This window comes from Clostridium sulfidigenes (assembly GCF_052067195.1).
Lineage (GTDB): Bacteria > Bacillota > Clostridia > Clostridiales > Clostridiaceae > Clostridium_J > Clostridium_J sulfidigenes.
Genome location: NZ_JBQHQR010000012.1, coordinates 88,239 through 113,121 on the forward strand (window position 1 = coordinate 88,239; position 24,883 = coordinate 113,121).

The 24,883-nt window shown below is 29.4% G+C and carries 18 protein-coding genes; 3 read left to right on the top strand and 15 right to left on the bottom strand.

The genetic code is table 11. From position 1 onward, the window contains the following. Positions 1–44: 44 nt before the first annotated feature. The 10 genes from ACTNBA_RS13915 to ACTNBA_RS13960 form a co-directional block, all read right to left on the bottom strand. Positions 45–1,823 carry a heme NO-binding domain-containing protein gene (locus ACTNBA_RS13915; RefSeq protein WP_441074791.1) on the bottom strand — a complete coding sequence of 593 codons (1,779 nt, stop codon included), beginning with the start codon at positions 1,821–1,823 and terminating at the stop codon, positions 45–47. Between the two features lie 34 nt (positions 1,824–1,857). Next, positions 1,858–3,369, bottom strand: a complete 1,512-nt coding sequence (locus ACTNBA_RS13920) for a HAMP domain-containing sensor histidine kinase (protein WP_441074793.1) — start codon at positions 3,367–3,369, stop codon at positions 1,858–1,860. A gap of 1 nt (position 3,370) precedes the next feature. Then, complete coding sequence (locus ACTNBA_RS13925) at positions 3,371–4,048, bottom strand: response regulator transcription factor (RefSeq protein WP_346879853.1); 678 nt, start codon at positions 4,046–4,048, stop codon at positions 3,371–3,373. Positions 4,049–4,210: 162 nt separating this feature from the next. Next, positions 4,211–5,575, bottom strand: a complete 1,365-nt coding sequence (locus ACTNBA_RS13930) for a peptidoglycan-binding domain-containing protein (RefSeq protein ID WP_441074796.1) — start codon at positions 5,573–5,575, stop codon at positions 4,211–4,213. Between the two features lie 93 nt (positions 5,576–5,668). Beyond that, entirely contained in the window at positions 5,669–7,390 is a 1,722-nt protein-coding gene (locus ACTNBA_RS13935) for a S8 family peptidase (RefSeq protein ID WP_441074797.1), read from the bottom strand. 59 nt (positions 7,391–7,449) lie between these two features. Continuing rightward, entirely contained in the window at positions 7,450–8,142 is a 693-nt protein-coding gene (locus ACTNBA_RS13940; RefSeq protein WP_346848788.1) for a helix-turn-helix domain-containing protein, read from the bottom strand. An 83-nt stretch (positions 8,143–8,225) separates the two neighbouring features. Continuing rightward, positions 8,226–8,597 carry a DUF3783 domain-containing protein gene (locus tag ACTNBA_RS13945; protein WP_441074799.1) on the bottom strand — a complete coding sequence of 124 codons (372 nt, stop codon included), beginning with the start codon at positions 8,595–8,597 and terminating at the stop codon, positions 8,226–8,228. Between the two features lie 15 nt (positions 8,598–8,612). Then, positions 8,613–9,128: a peptidylprolyl isomerase gene (locus tag ACTNBA_RS13950; RefSeq protein WP_035134808.1), complete on the bottom strand. Its 516-nt coding sequence runs from the start codon at positions 9,126–9,128 to the stop codon at positions 8,613–8,615. Between the two features lie 80 nt (positions 9,129–9,208). Next, entirely contained in the window at positions 9,209–9,997 is a 789-nt protein-coding gene (gene murI, locus ACTNBA_RS13955; RefSeq protein ID WP_441074800.1) for a glutamate racemase, read from the bottom strand. A gap of 193 nt (positions 9,998–10,190) precedes the next feature. Beyond that, positions 10,191–10,724, bottom strand: coding sequence for a TDE2712 family protein (locus tag ACTNBA_RS13960; protein ID WP_035134804.1), 534 nt, complete (start codon positions 10,722–10,724; stop codon positions 10,191–10,193). 181 nt (positions 10,725–10,905) lie between these two features. Here ACTNBA_RS13960 and ACTNBA_RS13965 point away from each other — a divergent pair, with 181 nt between their 5' ends. After that, positions 10,906–11,274, top strand: a complete 369-nt coding sequence (locus ACTNBA_RS13965) for a hypothetical protein (protein WP_441074802.1) — start codon at positions 10,906–10,908, stop codon at positions 11,272–11,274. A gap of 107 nt (positions 11,275–11,381) precedes the next feature. Here ACTNBA_RS13965 and lexA read toward each other — a convergent pair whose 3' ends face one another. Then, positions 11,382–12,884, bottom strand: coding sequence for a transcriptional repressor LexA (lexA, locus tag ACTNBA_RS13970; RefSeq protein WP_441074803.1), 1,503 nt, complete (start codon positions 12,882–12,884; stop codon positions 11,382–11,384). A 197-nt stretch (positions 12,885–13,081) separates the two neighbouring features. Between lexA and ACTNBA_RS13975 the strand changes: the two genes are divergently transcribed. After that, positions 13,082–14,650 (top strand): MutS-related protein, encoded by a 1,569-nt coding sequence (locus tag ACTNBA_RS13975; RefSeq protein WP_441074836.1) that lies wholly within the window; start codon positions 13,082–13,084, stop codon positions 14,648–14,650. Between the two features lie 96 nt (positions 14,651–14,746). On the opposite strand, the gene ACTNBA_RS13980 is transcribed toward ACTNBA_RS13975, so the two are convergent. After that, the gene (locus tag ACTNBA_RS13980; RefSeq protein WP_441074804.1) at positions 14,747–15,847 is read right to left on the bottom strand and encodes an ion channel; all 1,101 of its coding nucleotides are present in this window, start codon (positions 15,845–15,847) and stop codon (positions 14,747–14,749) included. A 243-nt stretch (positions 15,848–16,090) separates the two neighbouring features. Here ACTNBA_RS13980 and ACTNBA_RS13985 point away from each other — a divergent pair, with 243 nt between their 5' ends. Continuing rightward, positions 16,091–18,118: a sensor histidine kinase gene (locus ACTNBA_RS13985; protein ID WP_441074806.1), complete on the top strand. Its 2,028-nt coding sequence runs from the start codon at positions 16,091–16,093 to the stop codon at positions 18,116–18,118. Positions 18,119–18,199: 81 nt separating this feature from the next. Here the strand turns inward: ACTNBA_RS13985 and ACTNBA_RS13990 are convergent, their stop codons facing one another. The 3 genes from ACTNBA_RS13990 to helD form a co-directional block, all read right to left on the bottom strand. Further along, positions 18,200–20,248 (bottom strand): family 10 glycosylhydrolase, encoded by a 2,049-nt coding sequence (locus ACTNBA_RS13990; RefSeq protein WP_441074808.1) that lies wholly within the window; start codon positions 20,246–20,248, stop codon positions 18,200–18,202. A gap of 190 nt (positions 20,249–20,438) precedes the next feature. Continuing rightward, positions 20,439–22,100 carry a glutamine--tRNA ligase/YqeY domain fusion protein gene (locus ACTNBA_RS13995; RefSeq protein ID WP_441074809.1) on the bottom strand — a complete coding sequence of 554 codons (1,662 nt, stop codon included), beginning with the start codon at positions 22,098–22,100 and terminating at the stop codon, positions 20,439–20,441. Between the two features lie 248 nt (positions 22,101–22,348). Further along, a complete protein-coding gene (gene helD / locus ACTNBA_RS14000; protein WP_441074810.1) occupies positions 22,349–24,634 on the bottom strand; it encodes an RNA polymerase recycling motor HelD in 2,286 nt (761 codons plus the stop codon). Positions 24,635–24,883 lie beyond the last annotated feature (249 nt).

The following is a 24,883-nucleotide window of genomic DNA, read 5'->3' on the forward strand; positions in this document are numbered from 1 at the left end:
GTAAAATCTCATGAACTTTACCTTAAGAATGCTTTCATCATTAATTATACATCTAGTGTACTTCTAAAATATTCTGTAATTCTTTGAACCTCACCTATAGCTTCTGTAAGTTTAATCATTTCATCAGTATAGGTATTTACACTAGCACTAACTTCTTGAGATGATGCAGAATTTTCTTCTGCAATAGCTGCCAATGATTCCACATTATCATACATTCCTTCTATAGCTTCAACTTCTCTACCTAAATCATTGATTGTAGTAATCATTGATTCTGATACTTTATCAACAGCAGTAGTAGTACCCGCACTTATATCTCTAATTCTTTCTAATCCATCAGTTTGTTTTTCAAGGGCTACATACTGTTCATCTATACTATCTACAGTATATTTAATATCCTCTGCAAATTCTTTAAGATTTAAATTAATTTCTTCAACAGCATCTTTAGTTTGTTCTGCAAGCTTTCTTACCTCTTCTGCAACAACAGCAAAACCTCTACCATGCTCTCCAGCTCTAGCTGCTTCTATGGAAGCATTTAATGCTAAAAGATTTGTCATGTCGGAAATTTGAGCTACTATTGATACTATATTAGTAATATCACTAGCTTTATTGTTTAACTTTATTCCAGTTTCTTTTACTTCTTGGAACTTGTCTAATGTTTTTTGAATATTATTACTTACAGTCTTTATTTCATCAAACCCAGCAGTAATTTTCGTTATAGTATCTTCCATAGCTAATTTATTTTCATTTTCACTATTTACTAAGTTATTTAAAGCTCTAATATTATCATTCAATCCTGATGCTACTCTTTCTGTATTGTTGGCTTGGTCCACACTAGTTTCTGACATTTGTTCTACTACTGTAGATATTTCTTTAGATGAGCCTTCCATTACATTTGAAATAGCTTTAACCTTATTAAGATATTCTACCATCTCACTAACATTAGCATCAAACTCTGTCATATCCATTGAAGATATATTAGTTCCTGATTTTATAACTTCATATAATCCTTCAAGCTCGTCCTTGGTGCTAATAACATCATATGACCTTTCCTTATCTTCTTTTAATCCAGTGATAGCTTTAACAGGTCTTAATAATAAATATGTACCTATAAAGGTTACTACTGTAGCTACAGCTGTAATTTCTAAAGCTGGAATTATACTTTTAACTCCAAGTATTAATGTTGATCCAATAAGAGTTAATATAAAAGTAAATATGGATGCCTTGACTGATAATGATTTTATAAATCCAAAGGATAAGATTTTATTAAATCCATAACTTTTTTTGCTATTTATTTCTTTTTCAAAAGTCACTTCCACTTTCATCACATCTCCAGACTTTTCTAAAATTTCATACTCTAATTGTTCATTAAAATATTCAAAAGTTCCTTCAAGCATACCTAAGAAATAATCAAACATCTTTCTTTTAGATGAATAAGTCATCACCGCTTTTCTTTTAGATGTCTGAACAATATCTACTGCTGGAGGCTTAGCTCCTGAAATTTTCTTAGTTATTGCTATATGTATATCGTTTAGTGATTTTAAAAATTCATATGCACTTCTCTTTTTAAAGTATACTGGATATACATTAACAAAGGATTGTATATTGTCTTTTCCTATATCATTCCATAATTTCTCTTTAGTTAAACTTCTAGTTTCTGATAGTTTAGATATAAACTTAGCTATTACTTTGTCGTCTACTTCTTCTAGTGGAGAAAATATCTTATTTGTCTCCCATCCAGCATGGTTCATAGCTTCATTTACTTGTGAATCATTATAAAGCTTTCTACAAGTATTTAGCCATATTGATACAACTGTGCCCTTCATAATTAATACCCCTCTTTTCTATGGCTATAGTATATTAGCACTGATTTGGCAATTCAAAATAGAATCTTACACCTCTTTTGGTATTTTCAACTCCACATTTGCCTTGGTGCAAATCTACTATATTTTTAACAATTGATAGTCCAAGTCCTGTACCACTATCTTTTCTATTTCTTGACTTATCTATCTTATAAAATTTATCCCATATCTTATCAATTTCTTCTTTATTAATAAGCTCACCTGTATTTTCAAAAGATAATTGAGTCATATTCACCCGTGGGTACATTTCAACAAATATACTTCCCTCACAGGGAGTATGCCTTATTGCATTCGTAAGAAAATTGGTTATTACTTGTTCTATCTTAAATGCATCCCCATAAATTTGTTTCTCATATAGATTCAAATCTATTTTTACATTCTTATTATCGATACTATGATGTAATTTCTTTACAACATTTTTCACTAAATTATCAATAAAAAATAATTCTTTATTAAGGATTACCTTTCCACTTTCCAAAGATGATATTTGAAGCATATCTCTAACTAAATTACTCATCTTATCCGATTCTTCTATAATTACATTTAATGATGAATTCATATTGTCTTCTAAAAATACTCCATCCTTAATACCTTCTGCATATCCTTTTATTAAAGTAATAGGAGTTTTTAATTCATGAGATACATCTGCTATAAACTCTTTTCTCATAATTTCAATTTCTCTTTCTCTGTGGATATCATTTTGTAGTTTTCTATTAACTTCTTTTAATGAATTTAAAGAACTATCCAAGTTTTGTCCTAAAAAATTTAATGTTTCCCCAAGGTTTCCAATTTCATCTTCATATACCATAGTGCATCTCTGACTAAAATCCAAATTACTCATTCTTACAGCCACTTTATTTATTTCTCTTAATGGCTTTGTAATAAATTTCGAATAAATTAATGCTAATACAACTATTACTACTATAGCCCCTAAGTAAAAATACTTATAAAATATCCCTATAACCCCCATGGCTTCTTTTACATATTGTAAAGATGTAAATCCTACTATTATATTATTCTCATGTAGAAGTGCAGAAGCTAAATATTTAGTGTTCTCGCTGTTCTTAAATGAAATAGTTACCTGTTTTTTATTAATCATCTCGTTTAATAGTTCCGGATCTGTCTTTATAGTTTTAATAACATAATTAAAAATTTCTGTATTTTTACTATCTATAGTTTCTGAGTCAGTTTTAAAGGTCACTATAATATTATTTTCTGTGTTTACCACTCCTATAGATGTGTTATAATTATTCTCAAACTTCTTAATACTCTCTATTATTTCCCTTTCATCCTTTGGATTACTTAGAGTATCTCTAAACTTTATCACATTACTTTTAATATCATTTTCTTTTTTATCATTATATATCTTTTCAAACAATATTCTCTGACTTAAAAGAGTAATAGTCAAAAATGCTATAAACACCACAGTAGTTACAACAAACATTTTCAATGTAATGCTTCTTTCTATATTTTCCTTTATCTTTTTATAATAGTTAATTATTTTATTCATACTAAACCTCTATCTTATAACCAAAGCCTCTTACTGTAACTATGACTTTATTCATGTGCTTTAGCTTCTCTCTAAGTCTCTTAATCGTAGTATCAACCACACGTATATCTCCTTCAAAATCGTAACCCCATATCTTTGTAAGAATTTGCTCTCTAGTAAGAACTATATTTTTATTTTTAAGGAAATATATAAGCAAAGAAAATTCTGTTGGTGAAAGATTAATTTCTTCATCACTTACCATAACTCTATGACCTTCTTCATCTATATAAAGATTCCCTATCACAATTCCCGTACTTTTATCTATACTACTTCCATAGCTCCTCTTTATTAATGCTTTAATTTTAGCTACTAAAACCTTTGGACTAAAGGGCTTTGTTTCATAATTATCTGCACCAAATCCCAATGCTAAAAGCTTATCTTCTTCCTCTTCCTTTGCACTAAGCATTATTACTGGTATATTCCATCTATTTCTTATAACCTTTAATGTCTCAAACCCATCCAAAACAGGCATCATTATATCTAGTACCACTAAATTTACTGATTCATTCTCTATAATCTCAATAGCTTCTTTACCATTAGAGCTATGTAATGTTATAAACCCTTCCTTTTTTAAATAAGCTTCCAACAAGTTTCTAATATTCTCTTCATCATCAACTAATAATACCTTTATATTATCCATATCCTTAACTCCTTGTCTATCTCTTCTTAACAATAATTATACCTTATTTTATACTCAATAATTATTTACTTGAATATTTTATTAAAATATTTTTTGCATGTTGTTTTTATATGCAAAAATGAACTCCGAGATAACTTCGAAGTTCATTAATAGATTATATACTCAATTTTTAGGATATTTAATTCTAGGTAAATCCGGTGCATCTTTATATGGCCAATGTGGAACAAAGTATGAATATTCAACTTCTTCCTCATGAACACTTCTTAATTCTGCTATTTTAGTTACTCCTGTATATATAGCTGAAATCTTATACCATGTAGCATAATCTACTTCACCTGTCTGCGGAAGACCAAATACCTGTTGAAATACTTTTACTTGATTGGCAGTTGTAGAACCATACTTTCCATCAATAGCTACTTTAGGTATTAGAGGATAATTTTGTGCTATTCTATTTAAAAAGGTTTGAGTGGTTCTAACTGGCTCTCCACTGGCTCCCTGTCGTAAAGTAAAACCTGGATATGACCTTGGACTTCCAGAAACCTTTTCAGCTCTTTCAAGAACTATATCACTTCCATAGAAATTTCTTAATATATCATATGGAATCCATCCTTGAGCCCCTAAATCCTTACTGCCCCATTGAGTAAGCCATCCTGGGCACTGAACATTTCTACCATCACAATATTGCGTAAGTAAAGGTTGTTTAGCTCCTGACCTCTTTACATAGGTAGCAAATAACTCATCTACTATCCTACTTATGTTATCAAATATGTTTCTTCCGTAAACAAAAGCTTGATCATAGGCTGTAGAATTTGTTACGTCAAAATTAAACCCCTTACTTCTATACCATTCTGTGTATATTCTATTTAAAGTAAATGAAATAATACAGTATACATTAGCTCTTATAGTTGCTTCTGGCCAAGTTGCATAAATTTCACAACTAGCTACATTTTTTATATAATCTGTATATGGAACAGTATAATTTGGTGCTGCTGTATTAGTTGGTGCCCCTGCATGTACGATTATAAACTCTGGTACAACTGGCTCTGGCAAAACTACAAAACCACTTGGTGGAGGTGGCAAAGCTTTATTAGGGTCCTCAGGTATCTTAGGTGGAAAATCACCAAATTGAACATTAGGTGGAATCTCTATAACCCTGACTACCTGTACATCTTCATCCTCTGTGATCTCTCTATTAAGACTTGTTGGAATCAGATTACATATCTGTAACGCTGTTTGTCGCGGCAACACTTGGCATCCTCTTATATTTATTTCATCAAAGCCTTCTGCCGTTACATCTATATCATAAAGGGCATAAGGTATAAGGGTATTATCTGGATTTAATGACCTTTCTATTTCTGGAGTTTCTAATTCTATAGTTTCCGTTTGTCCTTCTGGATTAGTAGTTAGGGTAGTAACTTGCTCTCTAGTTTCTCCATCTGTTCTTGATACCGTAATATTGGCATTACTTATTGGTATAGCTGTATTTACTCTATACACTTGAACCTGCAACCTACCTATGTCTGCCATAAATTTCTCCTTAAAATAATACTTCAATATATATATTATGATGACTATCATAGAAAAGTTACATATTCTTTATAGGAAAATTGTAATTTATTCCTACCTTGAAGCTACTTCGTTATTCCATACCCTAAGAGCTCCTGCAAGACATAAAGTACCATATCCCCAACTATTATTAGGATACTGTACATCTACTCTACTTCTATTGGCTCCTTTTAATAAAAAGTATTTTACTCTTTCTCCATACAAATAAGGATCATTTCCTTTTATAATTCCAAATTCCATTAAAAGTCCACATGCCCCTGCCACCTGAGGTGTAGCCATTGATGTTCCTGAACGTGGCTCAAACCCACCTCCCGGAGTAGATGATTCTATATTTTCTCCAGGTGCTACTAAATCAGGTTTTACAGGATTTAGTTCAGCATTTCCTCTTCCTGAGAAAGGTGATATAGTAGAGTTTATAAAATTATAACTACCTACGGTTATTACATCTGGTACAGTTCCCGGTATACCTACTGTATTAGCAGTACTAGGTCCTAAGAATCTTGTAGCAATATTTAATCCCTCTGCAATAGGTAACCACATGTCATAACTTCCTAGAACATTTTCATTAGTAGTCATGTCCATAGTCCATATTCCACTAGCTAAGCTTTCTTCTCCAACCCCTGAAAGTACAATTATTATTTCGCCATCTATACTAAAGGGTGTTGGCCCTGTATTGAATACAAAATACTCAGTATTACCTATTCTTCCTTGATTTAATGCATTGGTTAATCTTAATTCACCACTACTAGTTCCACTTGGTGATATAAGATTTAAGTTAATATCCTTTAAAAATGACTTAAATAATTGTATTATTAATATTCTCTCATCTATTCCAACATTAAATCGTATTTCTTGTGCTCTACCTAGTTCACCACCAACATGGTGTGCTCTATCCCCTTCATTTCCTGCTGCTACAACTATGTTAACTCTTTGCACTGTAGAAACTATACCTATATATTGCTCTAACAAACTATTTCCAGTATGTGCTCCATCATTCGTGCTAAAACTTATGTTTATAACCAGGGGCTTATTTAATTCATAAGCTTTATCAATTAAGAATTTAATCCCTCTCATTAACTGGGTACTTTTTGCTCCCTGTCCTCCTATCTCTCTTGTCATTTTAACCATAGCTATAGAACTTCTAGGAGCTACCCCATAAAACCTCCTTGGTATATTCCCTCCAGCACATGCTATACCAGCCACATGAGTACCATGACCTGCTCTATCAACGTGAGGTACTAATGAGTATGGATCTGGACTTCTTAAAGCTGCATTTATTTCTTCTCTTGTATAAATCCTTCTATTTTCATATAAATCATAAATAAAATCAATCCTTGTATCTCCATTCTCAAGTCTAAATGATTGATTTACATAATCTATTCCAGAATCTATGAATCCTATAAGTACCCCTTCTCCCTCTAATCCATAATTAGTATTTACTTCTGTTATACATGAAGCTCTATTACTAGGTTCAAAGGATAAATATAAATTTTTAGGTAACTCTATATAGTTGATTTCTCTTATTCCTATTAGTTTTTCAATATCGCCTCTAGGTATAGTTATAATTCCATAACCGAAATCTAAATCTTCAAAGGCACCTCCAATAGCATTTATTTTCTCTTCCATTACCTCTGCAGTGCCGCTATAAAGTATAATTAGTTCAATGTTAGTTTCTTCAACATCTCCAATTCCATATCCATATATAATTTCATTTCTTATACTCTCTGGTACATTTATAAGTAAATTTAATAACCCATCAGCCTTTTGCACACCCATACCTCCAAATTCTTATATAGTTATAGTATGAATGTATATTAAAAATGTTATTAAATTGATTATAGTTGAACTTCTAATCTATTTAATTTTGCAATAACCTTTACCTCTTTAGGATGAGCTGTTTCTGTACGAACCATATTTTTATTACTTATTATTAAAACCTTATTACTATCTAGCTTCTTTAACTGTCTTATCACTCTTTCTCCATTTACATCCATGAGATATATCTTATTATTTTCTATTTCAGAAGTTAGGTTAGCAAATGCTAAATCTCCTTGACAAATTCTAAATCCTAATAAATCATCATTTTCAATTTTAATATATAGCACCTTATCCTGAGCATATCCTTCTATTTTATTTGATATAACAGGTAACTCTTTTTTTCCTATAGGCTTGTTTAAATCATAGCTATAAATTCCTACAGACTTAAGAACAGAACTAAATGCATCATTCCATACTTCATTTATAGTTTCTTTTACTTTATTACCCTTCGCTACATTATGTGTCTTTAAATTACTTTCTGAAGATTTTCTTTCTTCATAAGCTATATTATCAAACAGCGTAGTCATTTCTGCAAGATCTCCACCTAAAACCTTACCTACTCTTTCTATAAACTTTTCTTCTACAACTTTTCTTCCATTCTCAACATCATTTATATAGTTTTCTGATACTCCAAGCTTCTTAGCAAGTTGCTTTTGAGTCATTCCCTTAGCATTTCTTCCTTGTTTAATTCTTTCTCCAACAGTACTCATTCTTAATTATCCTCCCTGTATCTCCTTAATCTAAATAGAAATCCTCTAGTCCTAGAGGATTTCTAAATTATTAGACTTAAAAATTATTTTTGATAATATTGTCTCTCTTTTACTAAATGATCTATCAATTCATGAAGAGTCATTTTAACAGAATTGGGTGTAGTAGACGCTAATATTGGTTTTGCACCTAAAACTTCTCTAACCTTTTTAACAGCTTGTTGAAGATAAACACCTAAAAATCCATTAAATATAATAACTTTTTCTTCAGGTAGTTTAGTATCACTATCTGATAAGCTCTCTTCTTTTAATATATGCTCTAAAGTATATTCTCCCATATTATCATTTATTGATACACATGGTTTTATACATATATCTTTGAATTTTATATTTAATTTATCTATCTCTTCATCATTAAGCCCATAAGCTATGATTAATCTATCTTTAAGTATATTCATATTAAATACCTTCCATTATAATTTTTCTGGTTCTCCGTAGTTTACATCAAAAGTTTCTACAGTTACAGATTTTATAACTTGATCTTCATATGGTCTATCTCTTCTATCTGTTTGAGAGCTTACTATTTCATCTGCTACATCTTGACCGTCTATTAATTTACCAAAGGCAGCATAACTTCCATCTAGGTGTGGTGAATCTGCAACCATTATAAAAAATTGAGAACCCGCTGAATCTGGATGTTGAGCTCTAGCCATTGATAAAACACCCTTAGTATGTTTTAAATCATTTTTAAATCCATTTCCACTAAATTCTCCTTTAATTGAATATCCTGGTCCGCCCATTCCTGATTTTTCTGGGCAACCACCCTGAATCATAAAACCTGGTATTACTCTATGGAAAATTAATTCATCATAAAATCCCTTATAAGCTAAGTCTATAAAGTTTTTTACTGTATTGGGAGCTATTTCAGGATATAATTCCGCCTTCATTATTTTTCCGTTTTCCATTTCAAAAGTTACTATTGGATTCATACATCTTCCTCTTTTCTTTCTTTATATTATTTATTCTTTAATTATTTTTATGTAATTTATTATACTGATGATAAACAGAGTTATTTGCTGTTTTTATCTGCATCAAGCAACTTATATGACAATTCTATTAAATTTTTATCATCCTTAGAATTATATATTTTAACAGTGCCTTGTTCATTATTAGTATTTAATAAACCTTTTTGATCTAACTTACGCTTCAATTGTTTTACTGTTCCTAAACTACCATCTATAATAGCAACATCATCATTTATAACATTCACTAATGCTTCTTTAATAAATGGATAATGAGTACATCCAAGAACCACAGAGGACACTCTCTCTTTAGGTACATCTTTAAACCTATTTCTTAAATACCCCTCTACAACTTCACCCTTAATATTTCCACCTTCAATAATTTCCACCAGACCATCACATGGCATTGAAATAATGTCAGAAGCCTTATTATATCTTTCTCTTAGTTTACTAAATTTATTCTCAGATAAAGTCATTGGTGTAGCCATTATTACTATTATTCCGTTACCATAACTCTCTACTGCCGGCTTTAAAGCTGGCTCTATTCCAATTATGGGGATTTCTTTATAAATCCTTCTTAATTCATCGATTGCAATACTAGTAGCAGTATTACATGCCACTACTATAGCTTTCACATTCATAGAAATAAGCTTATCTACCATATTAAAGGTTAACTTTCTAACTTCCTCTGGAGTTTTCACTCCATAGGGTGCATTTAAAGAATCTCCTATATATATGTAGTTTTCTTTAGGTAGTAGCTTCACTGCTTCCTTTAGGACACTAATACCTCCAACCCCTGAATCAAAAAATCCTATACTAAAATTAGTTTTGTCCATACTTCATTACACCACACTACTTAGTTTTTAGATATTTCTTCATATATCCTATAACTATAATACTACAGCTAAAAGATTATTAAAAGTATGAGACATGCATTATGTAAAAATATAGTTAAAAAAGAGTATTGTTTATGACTAATTTAGGTCATCTTACAACACCCTTTCTTTAATTAATTTTACAGTATTCTCACTATTGTAATACTTCCTTAATCTTTTCTTTAATATACTCTATTATTTCTATATCTCCAATAGTTGCTTTACCATCCATTAAATCAATCTTTATTCTAAAGAAATTTATAACTAACTTATTTCCTGAGATTATATATTCATCAGAATGTAATGGTGAGAAAATAACTTCTACTTCATCATAATTATGTTTATTTTCTACCTTCTGAAATTCACTTGCTAATGAATCTAAATTTAATACTTTTAGTGGTGCTGCCATTGCATGTGTAAATTCTAAGTCTTCCATCATCCACATATTGTTGTTCCAGAACTTCTTTTCTTTTTTAGTTCCATCAAAAGGTTCTCTATTTTTTATAGCGCTTAAAGCACGTCTTACAGATTCCCCATTAAATTCATCATCATAAGCAACAGTTAATCCTGGCATTTTTGCTACATCATAGAAAAATGATTCTGCAATGTTATCCTTTTCAGATGCTGCTTGCCAATAATAAAGCATTGCTTCTACTGCTTCTAAATTTAATCTCACTCTACTTAACATAAAATCTCTCCCTCTCATAATCAGATTAAACCAAACTTCACAGATAATTATACACCATGGCTTAGTAAGTTTCTACGGTTTACATTTTTCTTATTTACATTACCTAAATGGCTTTTTAATCATATATTATATTAAACTCTTATAATTCAATAAGAATTCATTTTCAAGCGAGGTGAATTTCATGAAAAATGTATCAGTAAAAATAACTTTAAAGCTATTTATCTGTGGTGTGTTGTGGAGTATTCTAACTTTAGCTATAGCAGGGATATTTACACCACTAACTAAATTCTTCTTAAAAGATATTATATTTGTAGAAGGCTTACTCATGTTAGTAATGTCTATTACATCAGCTATAAACAGTAAATCTTTAGGTATGTCCGTTTATATTCTAAATGAAATACATTCTAAATATATGGACAATAAGGATTTTACAAAAGATAAAGATAATATTTTTAATACCCTTAATAATATAAACATTCATTTTTTCTTAAATTGGATTTCTATAGCTATAGGTGGCTTTATCGACATTTTGTTGATTTTTATTTTATAAGCATTATTGAGACTATAAAATAAAAAGGTAGAGTAAACTTAAATAAATTATTTACTCTACCTGTATTCATAAAATAATTTGTTACTATTTTAATACTTACATAGGTGCTAGCTAGTAGACTTAATTAACCCTACAGCCTTCCCAATAATATATGCATTATCCTCCTTAATCTCTATAGGATAGTATTTATCATTTTCTGGCATTAATACTGCCTTATTTCCTTTTAACCACAGCCTCTTAAGGGTAGCTTCTCCATCTATACTTACAGCAACTATCTCATTATGATTTGCCATAGTTTGCTTATTTATAACTATATAATCTCCATCTTCAATATTAGCATTAATCATACTATCCCCTTTAACCTTTAATATAAAAGGTTGTTGTACACCTTTAAGCCAATATATAGGAACATTAAATTGACCTTCTATTTCATCATTAATAGAAATAGGTTGCCCCGCAGCAATCTCATTGTACACTGGAACTTTATTTATTTCCTTATCTCCGATTATCTCACTAGTAGTGTTAGGGTTTAAAATAACTTCATTATAACTACTAGTATCTATAGCAAAATCATGGGATATATTATGTTTTAAATCTACATATTTATAGGTTTCAATATATTCATTGTTTTTAACCATTTCAACTTCCTTCAACTCTTTATTAATTTGGTCTTCGATAGTTTGTTCTACAACTTTTTTAGTCACACTTTTCTTTGATACTTTACTACAATTAACAACCTTATATTTATTACTATCCAAAATAGTAATATCCTTATTTCGCTTAAAGTATTGAAGCCAAGGTTTTGGTGTGTCAATAGGATTAATATTTTTCACCAAAATAAAGTTACTATAAGTAAAATCTTTTAAAAGTCCACGAATAAATTTTACTTCTTCAATGGTTAACTGTTCTACATTATCTATTATTATATGTGCATACTTTAAATCTTTAAGATTATCTATATTATCATAAACAATTTTAAACTCATCTATATAATCAATTAGTCCATTTTCATCCATGTAATTACAATACCATGAATATAATTTATAAATAGCTTCTCTACTATTAGAATTCTTCCGTAATGAAAACCCTCTTTTTTTCCTATTTAAATTTTGATATTCTTCAAGGGAGCTTATATTCAAATGTTTTATATAGAAAATTTCATCGAATAAAAAATCTATATTTTTTGTTAATATAATTTTATTTATTCTTCTTTCCGTCTGTCGCAATTCTCCAATTCCTTCTAAAATGAAAGCCTTTGTCACATCCTTATTGCAAAACCTTTTACCTTTCAAAGGGTTGCGTGATGTTATATACTGGAAACATTTATTTATTAATTGTTTTTTACTGCAGATCTCAACATTATTATTTAAATATGCAAAGAACGTATTATTTCTATTTACATCTTGCTTTACCTCTTCTAAAGTATCCCCTAAAACCTCATTAGATATAAACAATATATTTTCATTTTCTCTAATGCAATAATTATCTTGTAAAAATATAGCTCTTGATAAAGCTGCTCTAGTTTTCCCTATACCTTCTTTGCCATTGATTATAAAAAATCTATGCTTCTTATCCTCTTTGAATTTACTTAAAGCCTGTTTAATATCCATAAAATCACCTCCATTCACTGTCTATTCCACTAAAATATATAATTAATATATCTTCTTTTACTACATTTATAATATACCTCATATTATATCATAAACTCTCATATTCTTCCTAAAAAAATAGTAGGTAATCCCTACTTATTAGACTAAAATGTAATAATGAGTTATAATGTTAAATAATAACATGTATTGGAAGTGATATATTGTCTAAAGTCAAACTTAACTATATTAAAGAAGATTCTAAACGAGATAATGAAAGGGTACGTAACTTCAAGTCTATTAGACGGTTATTTGATATCAGACCTAAAACTGAATATTTTCTAGATGAACAAAGTTTCAATGATTTAGATATGAATAGAGTTTATGAAAATTTCGATAGAACCTATAGTAGTGCAGGAGAATCTGCTTTATATTCTATGATAAGGAATATTATTATAGATGAAAAAGAACTTAACAGAAGAAATAATATAATTAGCTTCTTTAAGGATAATGAAGATAAAAAATGCCAGGTTCAAATGCATTTTTTTAATATGGGATTTGATAATAAAGACTGCTTTATAGAAATGCTAGAAACATATCTTAAAGTTAATAGAGGTAAATATTACCTTTATACCTTCTTAGGAAAATTTCTACCAATATTAATAATACTTATATCTATAATTACCAAAAATCCTAAGTATATGCTTGGTTTTGCTGCAATTTTATGGATTAATGGATTTATAAATATGGTTGAAGCTAAAAATATTAAAGATAAAGGATTATTATACCTACGAAAAATAATTGTTGCTGCAAAAAAGTTGAAAAATCTTAATATTTCCGAACTTAAGGACTATAAATTGCAAATAACCAATATCCTAAACAATATAAAATCTATAGATAGAGGAACTAGACTTGTTGGATTTACCACCATGTTTGAAGGTTTCTTTGAGTTCATCTCTGTACCACTTTTATTAGAAGAAGCCGCTTACTATAAACTTAGTAGTGAACTTAAGGAGAAAAAGAATTACCTCTTAGACTTATATTACATAATTGGAGAAATTGAAGCTTTAGCATCTGTAGCAAGCTACCAAAGTGGACTTGATACACCATATACTAAGCCGAAATTTTATCAGGAACTAAAGTTAAATATTTCTGAAGGAATTCATCCCCTTGTTAAGAATCCTGTTGCAAATTCCATTAATATTAATAAACATGGTATCATTCTTACGGGTACAAATATGTCTGGAAAATCAACTTTCTTAAGGATGCTCGGAATTAACATAGTATTTGCACAAAGTTTCAATTTTGTACTAGCTGAAAATTACGAAGCTAGCTTTTTCAATGTTGTATCTTCAATTAGTCCAAGTGATGATGTAAATTCAGGAAAAAGCTATTACATGGCAGAGGCTGAATCCATCCTTAGAATTATAAATGCTACTGAAAAACCTCTTCCTATTTTCTGTGCCATAGATGAAATTTTTAGAGGTACAAACCCTGTAGAAAGAATTGCTTCTTCCGCTGAAATTCTAAAATATATTAACTCTAAAAAAGCAATTTCTATAGTTGCTACCCATGATAGGGAACTAGCTGATATTCTTAAAGATTACTATGATTTCTTTTATTTCAGTGAAGATGTAAATAGTAGCGAAGGACTTTCCTTTGACTACAAACTGAAACAAGGAGTATCTCAAACAAAAAATGCAATAAAACTTTTAAAATATATTGGATATCCAGATGAAATCATAGAAAATTCCTTTGAAAGAGCAGAACATATAGAAGGTTTTATATAACAATAAAACATGGGAGGACGCTAAAAAGTGACCTCCCATAAAATTTACCTTACTTTATATTTTATGTATATGCTTATTTAATAATTGTATATCTGCTTATCTTGTCATCTTTCTAACTAAAGTAGATGTCAAAATTCCTATCATTATAATTCCTATAAGTATTTCTATGCTGCTTAGTATAACCCCCATCATATTATATGGCAATAAATCACCATATCCTACTGTAGAAAATGTAACTAAACTAAAGTGAATACAATAAATTATATTTTTAAATAGCATTTTAACAGAAAAATCACCTGCTAATCCACTAATTCCAATTACTCCGCTGGAACAGTTTATACCAGTAATCATGTATAATAAAGCAAATATCAAAATTATAATTAAAGATAACATAAAACTTCTATAAGGCTTTTCGCCATAACCACATACTATATTAGCCACAGAAGAATAAAATTTCTTTCTACCTTTAAGCGTCCTATGAAAAGCTAATTTACTTTGATAAAAACACCTACCATATCTTCCGCCTACATGATTTCTTAAATATTGTTCACCAAAATCCATGTAACTAAAACTAATGTTTAGATAATTACAATTACATATGCAATTACTTGATTCTTTATTATTTCTACAGGTATTATTTTTTTTCATATCCTTATAGTTGAATTTTCCTATATAAGAACCATAATTAAGCTTAGTATAAGATTTCTCATTAATAAACTTTATATCCATGGTTCCTTCCATATCTTTTATTATGCAGTCCATTAAATTACAATCATCTATAAATCTAACCTCATCATAACTATTTTTTACAAAATTACAACCTTTCATAAAGCTATTTTTAAAATCAACCTTAAATAATGAACATTCCTTTATATATAAAGATGAAAAATTACAATTATTAATATATATTTTGTCTAAAATACAATTATTAAACTCCAAAAAATTTCTTAAATTTATCTTTCCTCTAATAAATCTACAATTTATGAACTTACAATTAATAAATATAACATTTGAAAAGCAATTATTTTCAAAATTCATATTTTTAAATTCACAATTACTATAACATACATCCTCTAACTTAATATTAATATAATCTAATTTCGTATTCCCATTAAGTTTTAAATTTTCATAATTAAATTTTAAGATTTTATCGTAATCAACGTATTTACTACATTTAACAGTATAATAACTACTCATATATACTCCCACCACAATTTTAATAGTATTATTTTATGGAAATGTATTTATTATATTCTCTAAGATAATAATAAATATATTAATAATTAATACAATGTTAAAAATATTCTATTATCTATCTAATTTTCATGATATAATTATTATGTCGATATATATACTTTCTTGGGATACTTGCTCAAATACTTTATTCCAAGTCAATTAAATATATTTTAAAATCAAGTATAGATATGTTAGGTGATTTGTATGAATGATAAATATGTACTCTCCTGCCAAAGAAATAAATTTATATATGTGTTAGTGAATTTAGCTTTAGGCATAGTTATGTCCTTTAACTCTATCACAGTTTTTGCTACGCCATCAAGTGATACTGATCAATCCCTTTTAAAGTATAAAGAGGTATTAATTTTATCTTCTCAAAGTGAAAATGAACTCTGGGAATCTTATCTCCTCGATAATCTCAAAACTTCACTAACTTCAAGCGACTTAAATATTCATACACGAACAGAATTCCTATCTATAACAAATGATGACAAATCCTATTTAGATAAGCAAGCTGACCTTTGGTCATTAAAATATGAAAATACTAAATTTGATTTAATTGTTACTCTTGATGATGAAGCTTTAAATTTTGTAGGAAATTATTACAATACTCCCATGTTTAAAAATGTACCTGTGGTATATGGCGGTATTAATGATGTTAGCAAGCTGTCTTCCTATCCATTTAATAACTTTACTGGAGTAATGGAACCAGTTAATGTACGTACCCTAGTTGATTTGATTTTACATACAAATCCAAATACTTCTGAAATAAATATTTTATTGGATAATACTATAGCATCTAAGTATATAGAAAACCAAGTAAGAGATACTATTCCCTATTATACTAATGTATTAAGATTTAATTTTATAAAAAGCGACTATATTGATGATTTATGCTATAAATTATCTCAATACCCTAGCAATACACCTTCAATAATTGTTGGTAATTTCAAAGATACTTCCAACATTATAATTTCACCTAAGAATACAACACATATTATAAAAAACTATTCTAATGGTCAATTATATACTTTTAAGGAAACTTATGTTGGAAATGGAGCTATCGGTGGACATATATTATATGCAAAAAATCACAGCAAAATCATTTATGAAACTGCTATTCGTGTACTAAATGGTACAAAACCAAATGATATCCCAAGTATATACGATCCTGGTAGTACCTTGTTATTTGATGCATCAGAAGTAACAACAAATAATATATCTCGTTCTTCTCTTCCCGAGAATGTTGTATTTATAAATGATAGTTGGATAAATAAAGGCGTATCTCTAGGTATAGTATTTCTTTTACTTCTAATTTTGCTAGTATGCATGATAATGTTAGCTATTCAAACAATCCAAAAAACAAATAATGCAAAAAACATGATTGCTGCAAAGAAAAGATATGATGAACTTCTGATAAGTGATAAAATTAAAACTGAATTTTTAGCTAACTTTTCTCATGAAATACGTACTTTGCTTAATGTTATACTATCTGGGCTACAACTTTTAGATATATATAAAGATAACGGCAAACTTACTTTTGCTAATAAAGATGATGAAGTTAAACTAATATATATACGTCAAAATGGATTTCGACTACTTAAGCTTATAAATAATCTAATTGATATGACAAAAATTGATTCTGGATTTTATCATGTAGAATTTGAAGTTAAGAATATAGTAGAAGTAGTAGAAGATATCACTATGTCTGTACTTGAATATGCATCTGCTAGAGGAATTTCCATAGTATTTGATACTAACGAAGAAGAGGTTTATATGCCACTAGATTCTGAAAAACTAGATAGAATTATATTAAATCTTCTTTCAAATGCTATTAAATTTACACCTAAAGGAGGATGTATATACGTAACTTTAAAATGTTTAAAACAATCCATATCTGTTTCAGTAAAGGATACTGGAATTGGAATTCCTAAAGATAAGCAAAGAAGCATCTTTGAAAGATTTACTCAAGTTAAAAATGAAAAATCTAAAAGTAAAGAGGGTAGTGGTATAGGTCTCTCTTTGGTAAAATCTCTAGTAGAACTTTTAGATGGTTCCATTATCCTTAAAAGTGAACCAAACAAAGGTTGTGAATTTATATTTACCCTTCCTATAAAGGAAGTTGATAGGGCCACTTTAGATGTGGAAAATCATATATCACAAAATATTACTAATAATAGCGAGAAGCTCATGGTAGAGTTTTCTGACATAGACTCTAACATAAACATATAATAATATCATAGATTAAAAAACTCAGTTAACGTAATTATCATTACATTAACTGAGTTTATTTAATTTAAATAATATTTCAAATTACCTTACTCTATTTATAACATCTTGAACTGCAGAAGGATTTATACCTCCTCCTATCTCATATACTAAGGATGCTTGTTTTGTACTTAAAACCGTCTTTTGGTTGTTACTTAGTTCAGTATCTACAAGCACTATTGGTGTCTTTAATTTTGCTGCTAATGGACCAGATGTTAATGCATCTGCTAATACTAATCCCTTAGTAACACTAATACCAGATTGAGCTGAGTTAGTATAAAACTTTTTAATCACAGCTGCATTTGTATCATATCTATTATTACCTGCAACTCTATTTCCACTTACATCTGAAGATGTTATAGAATTCATTTGTGATATTACAGCTTTAGTTATATTGGTTGTTCCTCCAATAAAGTATGCAGTTTGAAGACTTTCAACTCTTAGCCAATCTATAGTACTCTTAGGTATAGCATTTTTTTCAGCTAAAATTATAGGAGACTTATCCTCTCCAGCCTTTGCTGCTATAGATAGGGCATCTGCTTCTCCTAACCCATAGCATACATAAGATTTATTCACATCTACTATGGTATCTAGTTTTTTAGCTACTAAAAGTGAAGTATCAAATCTCGTAGCACCGCCTATTCTATCAATCTCCAAATTAGGTTTGATTTCTTGTAATTGTTTTTTTAAATTATCTGAAAGAACTGTTTTCCCACCTATAAGTATTACTTTAGATGGATTTAATCTCTTTATTTCTGCCTTAGTTTCACTTGGTAATGAATTCTTCTCTGATAAAATTATTGGAGCTCCATAAGCCGATGCTAATGGAGTTGCTACAAGACCATCAGCATTTGCATAACCATTTACTAATAGCACAGTATTTGCGCTACTCCAACCTTCTTTACTTACCTTTACTGATGTTTCATATCTATTTAAACCCTTAAGTTGTTTATGTGTAACTTTATTTAACTGTTTTAATTTTGATTGAAGTGTACTATTTTCAGATATAAATTTTGCTCTAAAATATATATTTCCATCTACTTCTGAATTATCTCTACTATAATTTACTTGTTTTTCTATTTGATTAGCTACCTCAGTTTTAGAAACATCATGCCCAATATAAAGTTTAACATTAGTTCCTTTAACTTGCTTTGCCCACCAATCTACAAGGGTTCCATAGGGAGCTGCACTATTTTCAAAAGTCCAATATATCTGAGGATTTATATAGTCAACCCAACCACTTTTTATCCACTTCACAGAGTCACAATATATATCATAATAGCTTTGTCCACCTTTTGTAGCTGAACCAGCTGGATCAGTAGTTGCATTTTTCCATATTCCTCTTGGACTTACTCCAAAGGATACTGATGAGTCTATACTATTAATTTTAGTATAGACCTTCTGAATTAATGTGTTGACATTAGCACGTCTCCAGTCATCTTTATTAATTCCATTCCCATACTTATTGTAGCTAGTATCATCATTAAAAGATTTACTTGGATAGAAATAATCATCAAAATGAATTCCATCTACCTTGTAATTTTTTACCACTTCAGCTACAGTTTCCACTAAATAATTTACTACCTCTGGATTGCCTGGATCATAATATAATGCATTATTGTAAGCTATGGCCCAACTAGGGTTCTTCCTAGCCATATTATTTGATGCTAATGCATTTACGTCTGTACCAGAAGTTGTTATTCTATAGGGATTAAACCAAGCATGAAACTCCATTCCTCTTTTATGAGTTTCTTCAATCATAAATGCTAATGGGTCATATCCTGGATTCTTGCCTTGAGTTCCAGTAAGTATGTCAGACCAAGGATTAAGACTAGAATTATATAAAGCATCTCCCTTAGGTCTTACTTGTACTATAACACTATTTAACCCTGTTGCTTGTAGCTTGTCCAATAGTGTTATAAACTCTTGTTTTTGTTGAGCCTGATTATTTCTAGCACCAACAGTTGGCCAATCAAGGTTCCAAACAGTGCTAATCCATGCGCCTCTCATCTCTTTAGTATCTGCAAAAGCAGTTGTGTTCATAACAGCAAATACTAAAAACATGCCTAGTAAACCAGATAATAACTTTTTCATACTTCCTCCTTTATTCTTATATACAGTTTTTATACTTGTCCATATATTATTATTAACGCCCTTATACTCTTAAAGTTTATATTAACTCCTAAAAAGTAACAGATAATTCATATATAAACAGCTTATCAGTATAACATTAGACTTTATAAAAAATAGTACCTCTTAATTTTCAAATTAAGAGGTAGTGTTTTTATTTTATTTTAAAAGAACTTTTTAAAGATACTATTCTGTTAAATACAGGTTTATTCTCTGTAGAATATTTAGAATCCACATTAAAATATCCATGTCTAAAGAACTGGAAGCTTTCACCTGGTTTTACGCCCCTCATATTATCTTCAACATAACCTTGTAATACTTCTAAGGAGTTTGGATTAACACATTCTAGGAAAGTTTTGTTTTCATCAATTTCTTCATCTTTTATTAAAGGCTCATATAGTCTAAATTCTGTTGGTATAGCAGAGCTAGCATCTACCCAATGTATTGTACCCTTAACTTTTCTACCTGTAAATCCTGTTCCACTCTTAGTTTCCTTGTCATAAGTACAATGAATCTCAACAACTTTTCCAGATTCATCTTTTATAAAATCATTACACTTTATAAAGTATGCTCCCTTAAGTCTAACTTCATTTCCTGGGAATAATCTAAAGTACTTTTTAGGTGGTTCTTCCATAAAATCTTCTTCTTCAATATATATTTCTCTAGAGAATTGTACCATTCTTTTCCCCATGGATGGGTCATCTTGATTATTTTCAATCTCTAACATTTCAACTTCACCCTCAGCGTAGTTAGTTATAACCACCTTTAAAGGCCTGATAACTCCCATGGTTCTTGGTGCTTTAGTGCTTAAATCTTCTCTAATAAAATGTTCTAATAATTGTTCATCTACAGTACTATCATTTTTTGCTACACCTATTTCTCTGCAGAAGTTTCTTATAGACTCAGGAGTATAACCACGTCTTCTTAATCCAGCTATAGTTGGCATTCTTGGATCATCCCATCCATCAGCAATACCTTCATCTACTAAAGCTTTAAGTTTTCTTTTACTCATTACTGTATTAGTAATATTTAGTCTTGCAAATTCTATTTGTCTTGGAGTACTTTCCATTTCACACGCTTCTACTACCCAATCATAAAGTGGTCTATGATCCTCAAATTCTAAAGTACAGATTGAATGAGTTATGCCTTCTATAGCATCTTCTAGGGGATGTGCAAAATCATACATTGGATATACACACCATTTATCTCCTGTATTATGATGTGCTGTATGAGATATACGATAGATTATAGGATCCCTCATATTTATATTGGGAGAGCTCATATCAATTTTAGCTCTTAAAACCTTCTCACCATCCTTAAACTCACCTTTTCTCATACGATCAAATAAGTCTAAATTTTCTTCAACGGTTCTATTTCTATAAGGACTTTCTTTTCCTGGCTCCTTTAAGCTTCCTCTATATTCTCTTATTTCATCAGGAGTTAAATCACATACAAAGGCTAATCCTTTTTTAATTAAGAGTACTGCCCTATTGTACATTTCCTCAAAATAATCTGATGCAAAGTATAAATCATCCCAGTTAAATCCAAGCCATTTTATATCTTCTTTTATAGATTCAACATATTCAGTATCTTCTTTAGTAGGATTTGTATCGTCAAATCTTAAGTTTGTCTTTCCATTAAACTCATCTGCTAACTCAAAGTTTAAAACTATAGATTTTGCATGTCCTATATGTAAATATCCATTTGGTTCTGGTGGAAAACGAGTAATTATATTGTCATGTTTCTTGCTCTGTAAGTCATCCACCACTATTCTTTTAATAAAATTTGAAGATGTATTTCCTATATTTTCTCCCATAATAATCACTTCCTCTTATTATATTTTATTTAGGTTATTATCAAATAATTTAATAATATAATGGCATTCATATACCTTCATTATCGAAACATAATTCGTATTATCAATAAATTATCTAATTATTTTGACTTACACAACCTTAAATATATCATAATTTGCACTTTTTTTCTATTATCTTTAAAATTATAGTACAATAACTTTCATTCTAAACTATAACCTATTATTCCTTATTGCAACTAGGCTTATACCTATACAAGTAAAGAAGAAAGTGATTCTTTATACATTACATATTGAAGATGTAATGCTCTAGTTAGAGCTACATATAGCAACTTTTTATCTAAGACTTCATTCCTATACATATCTTCATCACAATTATAAACAATGGTTGCATCAAACTCTAACCCCTTGGTCATATAGCTAGGTATAATTAAATTATCTATATCTAATTTACTTTGACTCTCTTCTATCAGTTCCCATTTATATTTGGACTCCTTCTTAAGCCTTTTATGTAGTTCCTTGCACTCAGTATAGGTTTTGCAAATTATAGCTACAGTTTTTTTATTCTTACTATATATTTCTTGTAATAAAGAATCAATAACTCTTATTTCTTCATCTTCTCTAGCATTAATAACCCTAGGTTCATCTCCATGTCTTAATATAGGAAGAGCTGGTTTTATATTTAACTCTTGCTTTTCTAATACTCTATTAGCAAACTCTATTATTTCTACTGTAGACCTATAGCTTTGTGATAAAGTTATATAAGTGGCATCTTCGCTAAATACCTTTTCTATTAAACTTTCCCATGAATTAATTCCTTTATAATTATAGATTCCTTGCCCTAAATCCCCCACTATAGTCATTGAGTTATTCTTCGATATTTCCTTCAATACATTAAACTGCATAAGGCTATAATCTTGTGCTTCATCAATGACAGTATGAATATAATTCTCTCCCACTACTCCTTCTAACTTCAATTGTAAGTATGTTAATGCCGTTAAATCATCGCAGTCTATATTTTTAGTGGCAATATTATTATTTATTTCATCTCTCATATAATCAACTAACTTTTTAGGTAAGCAACTATCTGTTACAGATGAAAATGCTTCTTCATCGTTATAAAGATTTATATAACTATCTACTACACTTATCTTTTTCCAATTACCAAAGAACTCCTTTAATGCCTTACTCCCTTTAGTTTTTAGTCCTCCTATAAGCTCATCTCGTTCATCATAGGTTTTAATTATATCTTTTCTCTTATCTTCCTCTGATACGTCTTTTCTATCCTTTATATCTTTTATCTTAAAAAAGTATATATTTTCTATCTTTTCTTTAATTTCTTCTACTCGATTTTTTAACTTACCTTTAAAGTATTTATTTATTTCATCTTTTCTTTTGTTAATGGGTAAATTTTCTAAATCCTTTATATATAGTCTTTTTATTTCCTTTGCTGAAAATAAAATGTATTCATCTACTAATATATCCTCTACTTCAGAACTCTTTCTTTCTAAATATTTTATAAACCTATCCATAATGGTTTTATAAGTCATTGTACCTTTTATCTTGCTAGATGCAGTAATGTATTTAATTTCTTCCTCATCCTTACATTCCATTATATGTGCAAGCTTTTTATCCTTAGTTATTATTTTATATTTAATGTTTAAAATTGCACTGCAAAGTTCTTCAAAGGTTGACTGTTTTACATTACTAACTCCTAAGTTTGGTAAAATATCTGAAATATAGTCTAAAAATAACTGGTTTGGTGCAACTACTAGTATGTTCCTATTATTCATTTCATCTCCATAGGTATACACTAGATAGGCTAATCTATGTAATGCTACTGTAGTCTTTCCCGAACCCGCAGAACCTTGAATAATTATTGGCTTATTTTTATATGCTCTAATAATTTCATTTTGTTCTCTTTGAATGGTATTTACTACATCCTTAAGCTTTTTGCTCATATTTTCTTCTAGATTTATTTTTAAAAACTCATCTACTAGTTCTTCTCCATCTTCTGATACTGGAACTATTAACTCATTTACTCCCTCATCAAAGATATTTACTATTTTTCCATCCTTAACTTGAAACTTTCTTTTTAATAATAGTTCTCCTTGAATTTCTCCCATGGGGGCAGTATAGGATGCTGCTCCAAAAGTTCCACTATAATACAAATTGGCAAGAGGTGCTCTCCAGTCAATGACAACCTCTTCGTTGTTAACTTCATCTATAAGTCCAAACTTACCAATATAAAAGCTTTCCACCTCTCTTATCTTTTCCTTGAAATTAATTCTTGCAAAGTATGGATTATCTTTGCTTTCACTATACTTGTGCAAATCTTTATTGGCGAAGTCTTGAATGTTTTGGGCTAAAATTAGTTCTGTACTAAAAGTACCCCTTGAAGATTTTTTAAGAGTTGCTACTTTATTTTCATACTCTTCACACTTTTTCTCAGTCTTTAAAAGTTGTTCTTCTATCCATTCCTTAGTACTACTGAATTTCATTTCTTCCTTCAAAGTCTCTTCTCTATTAATTGTCATTGTTTTTCACCTCTCACTTCTTATATTTTGTAGATATTTTTTAATAGCAAAACCAAGTAGACCTCAATATTATCTATTGCCTATTAATAGAAGGTAAATTTAAAGTAATATGAAGTCTAATTAAATTTAATAAAACATATCTATTTTATGAAAAAATATAGAGGAAAAATCCTTTGGATTCTTCCTCTTTGCTTATAATGTAATATTATTTTGTGCATTAATTGTATAATTTTCTAAGAGCTTATCATA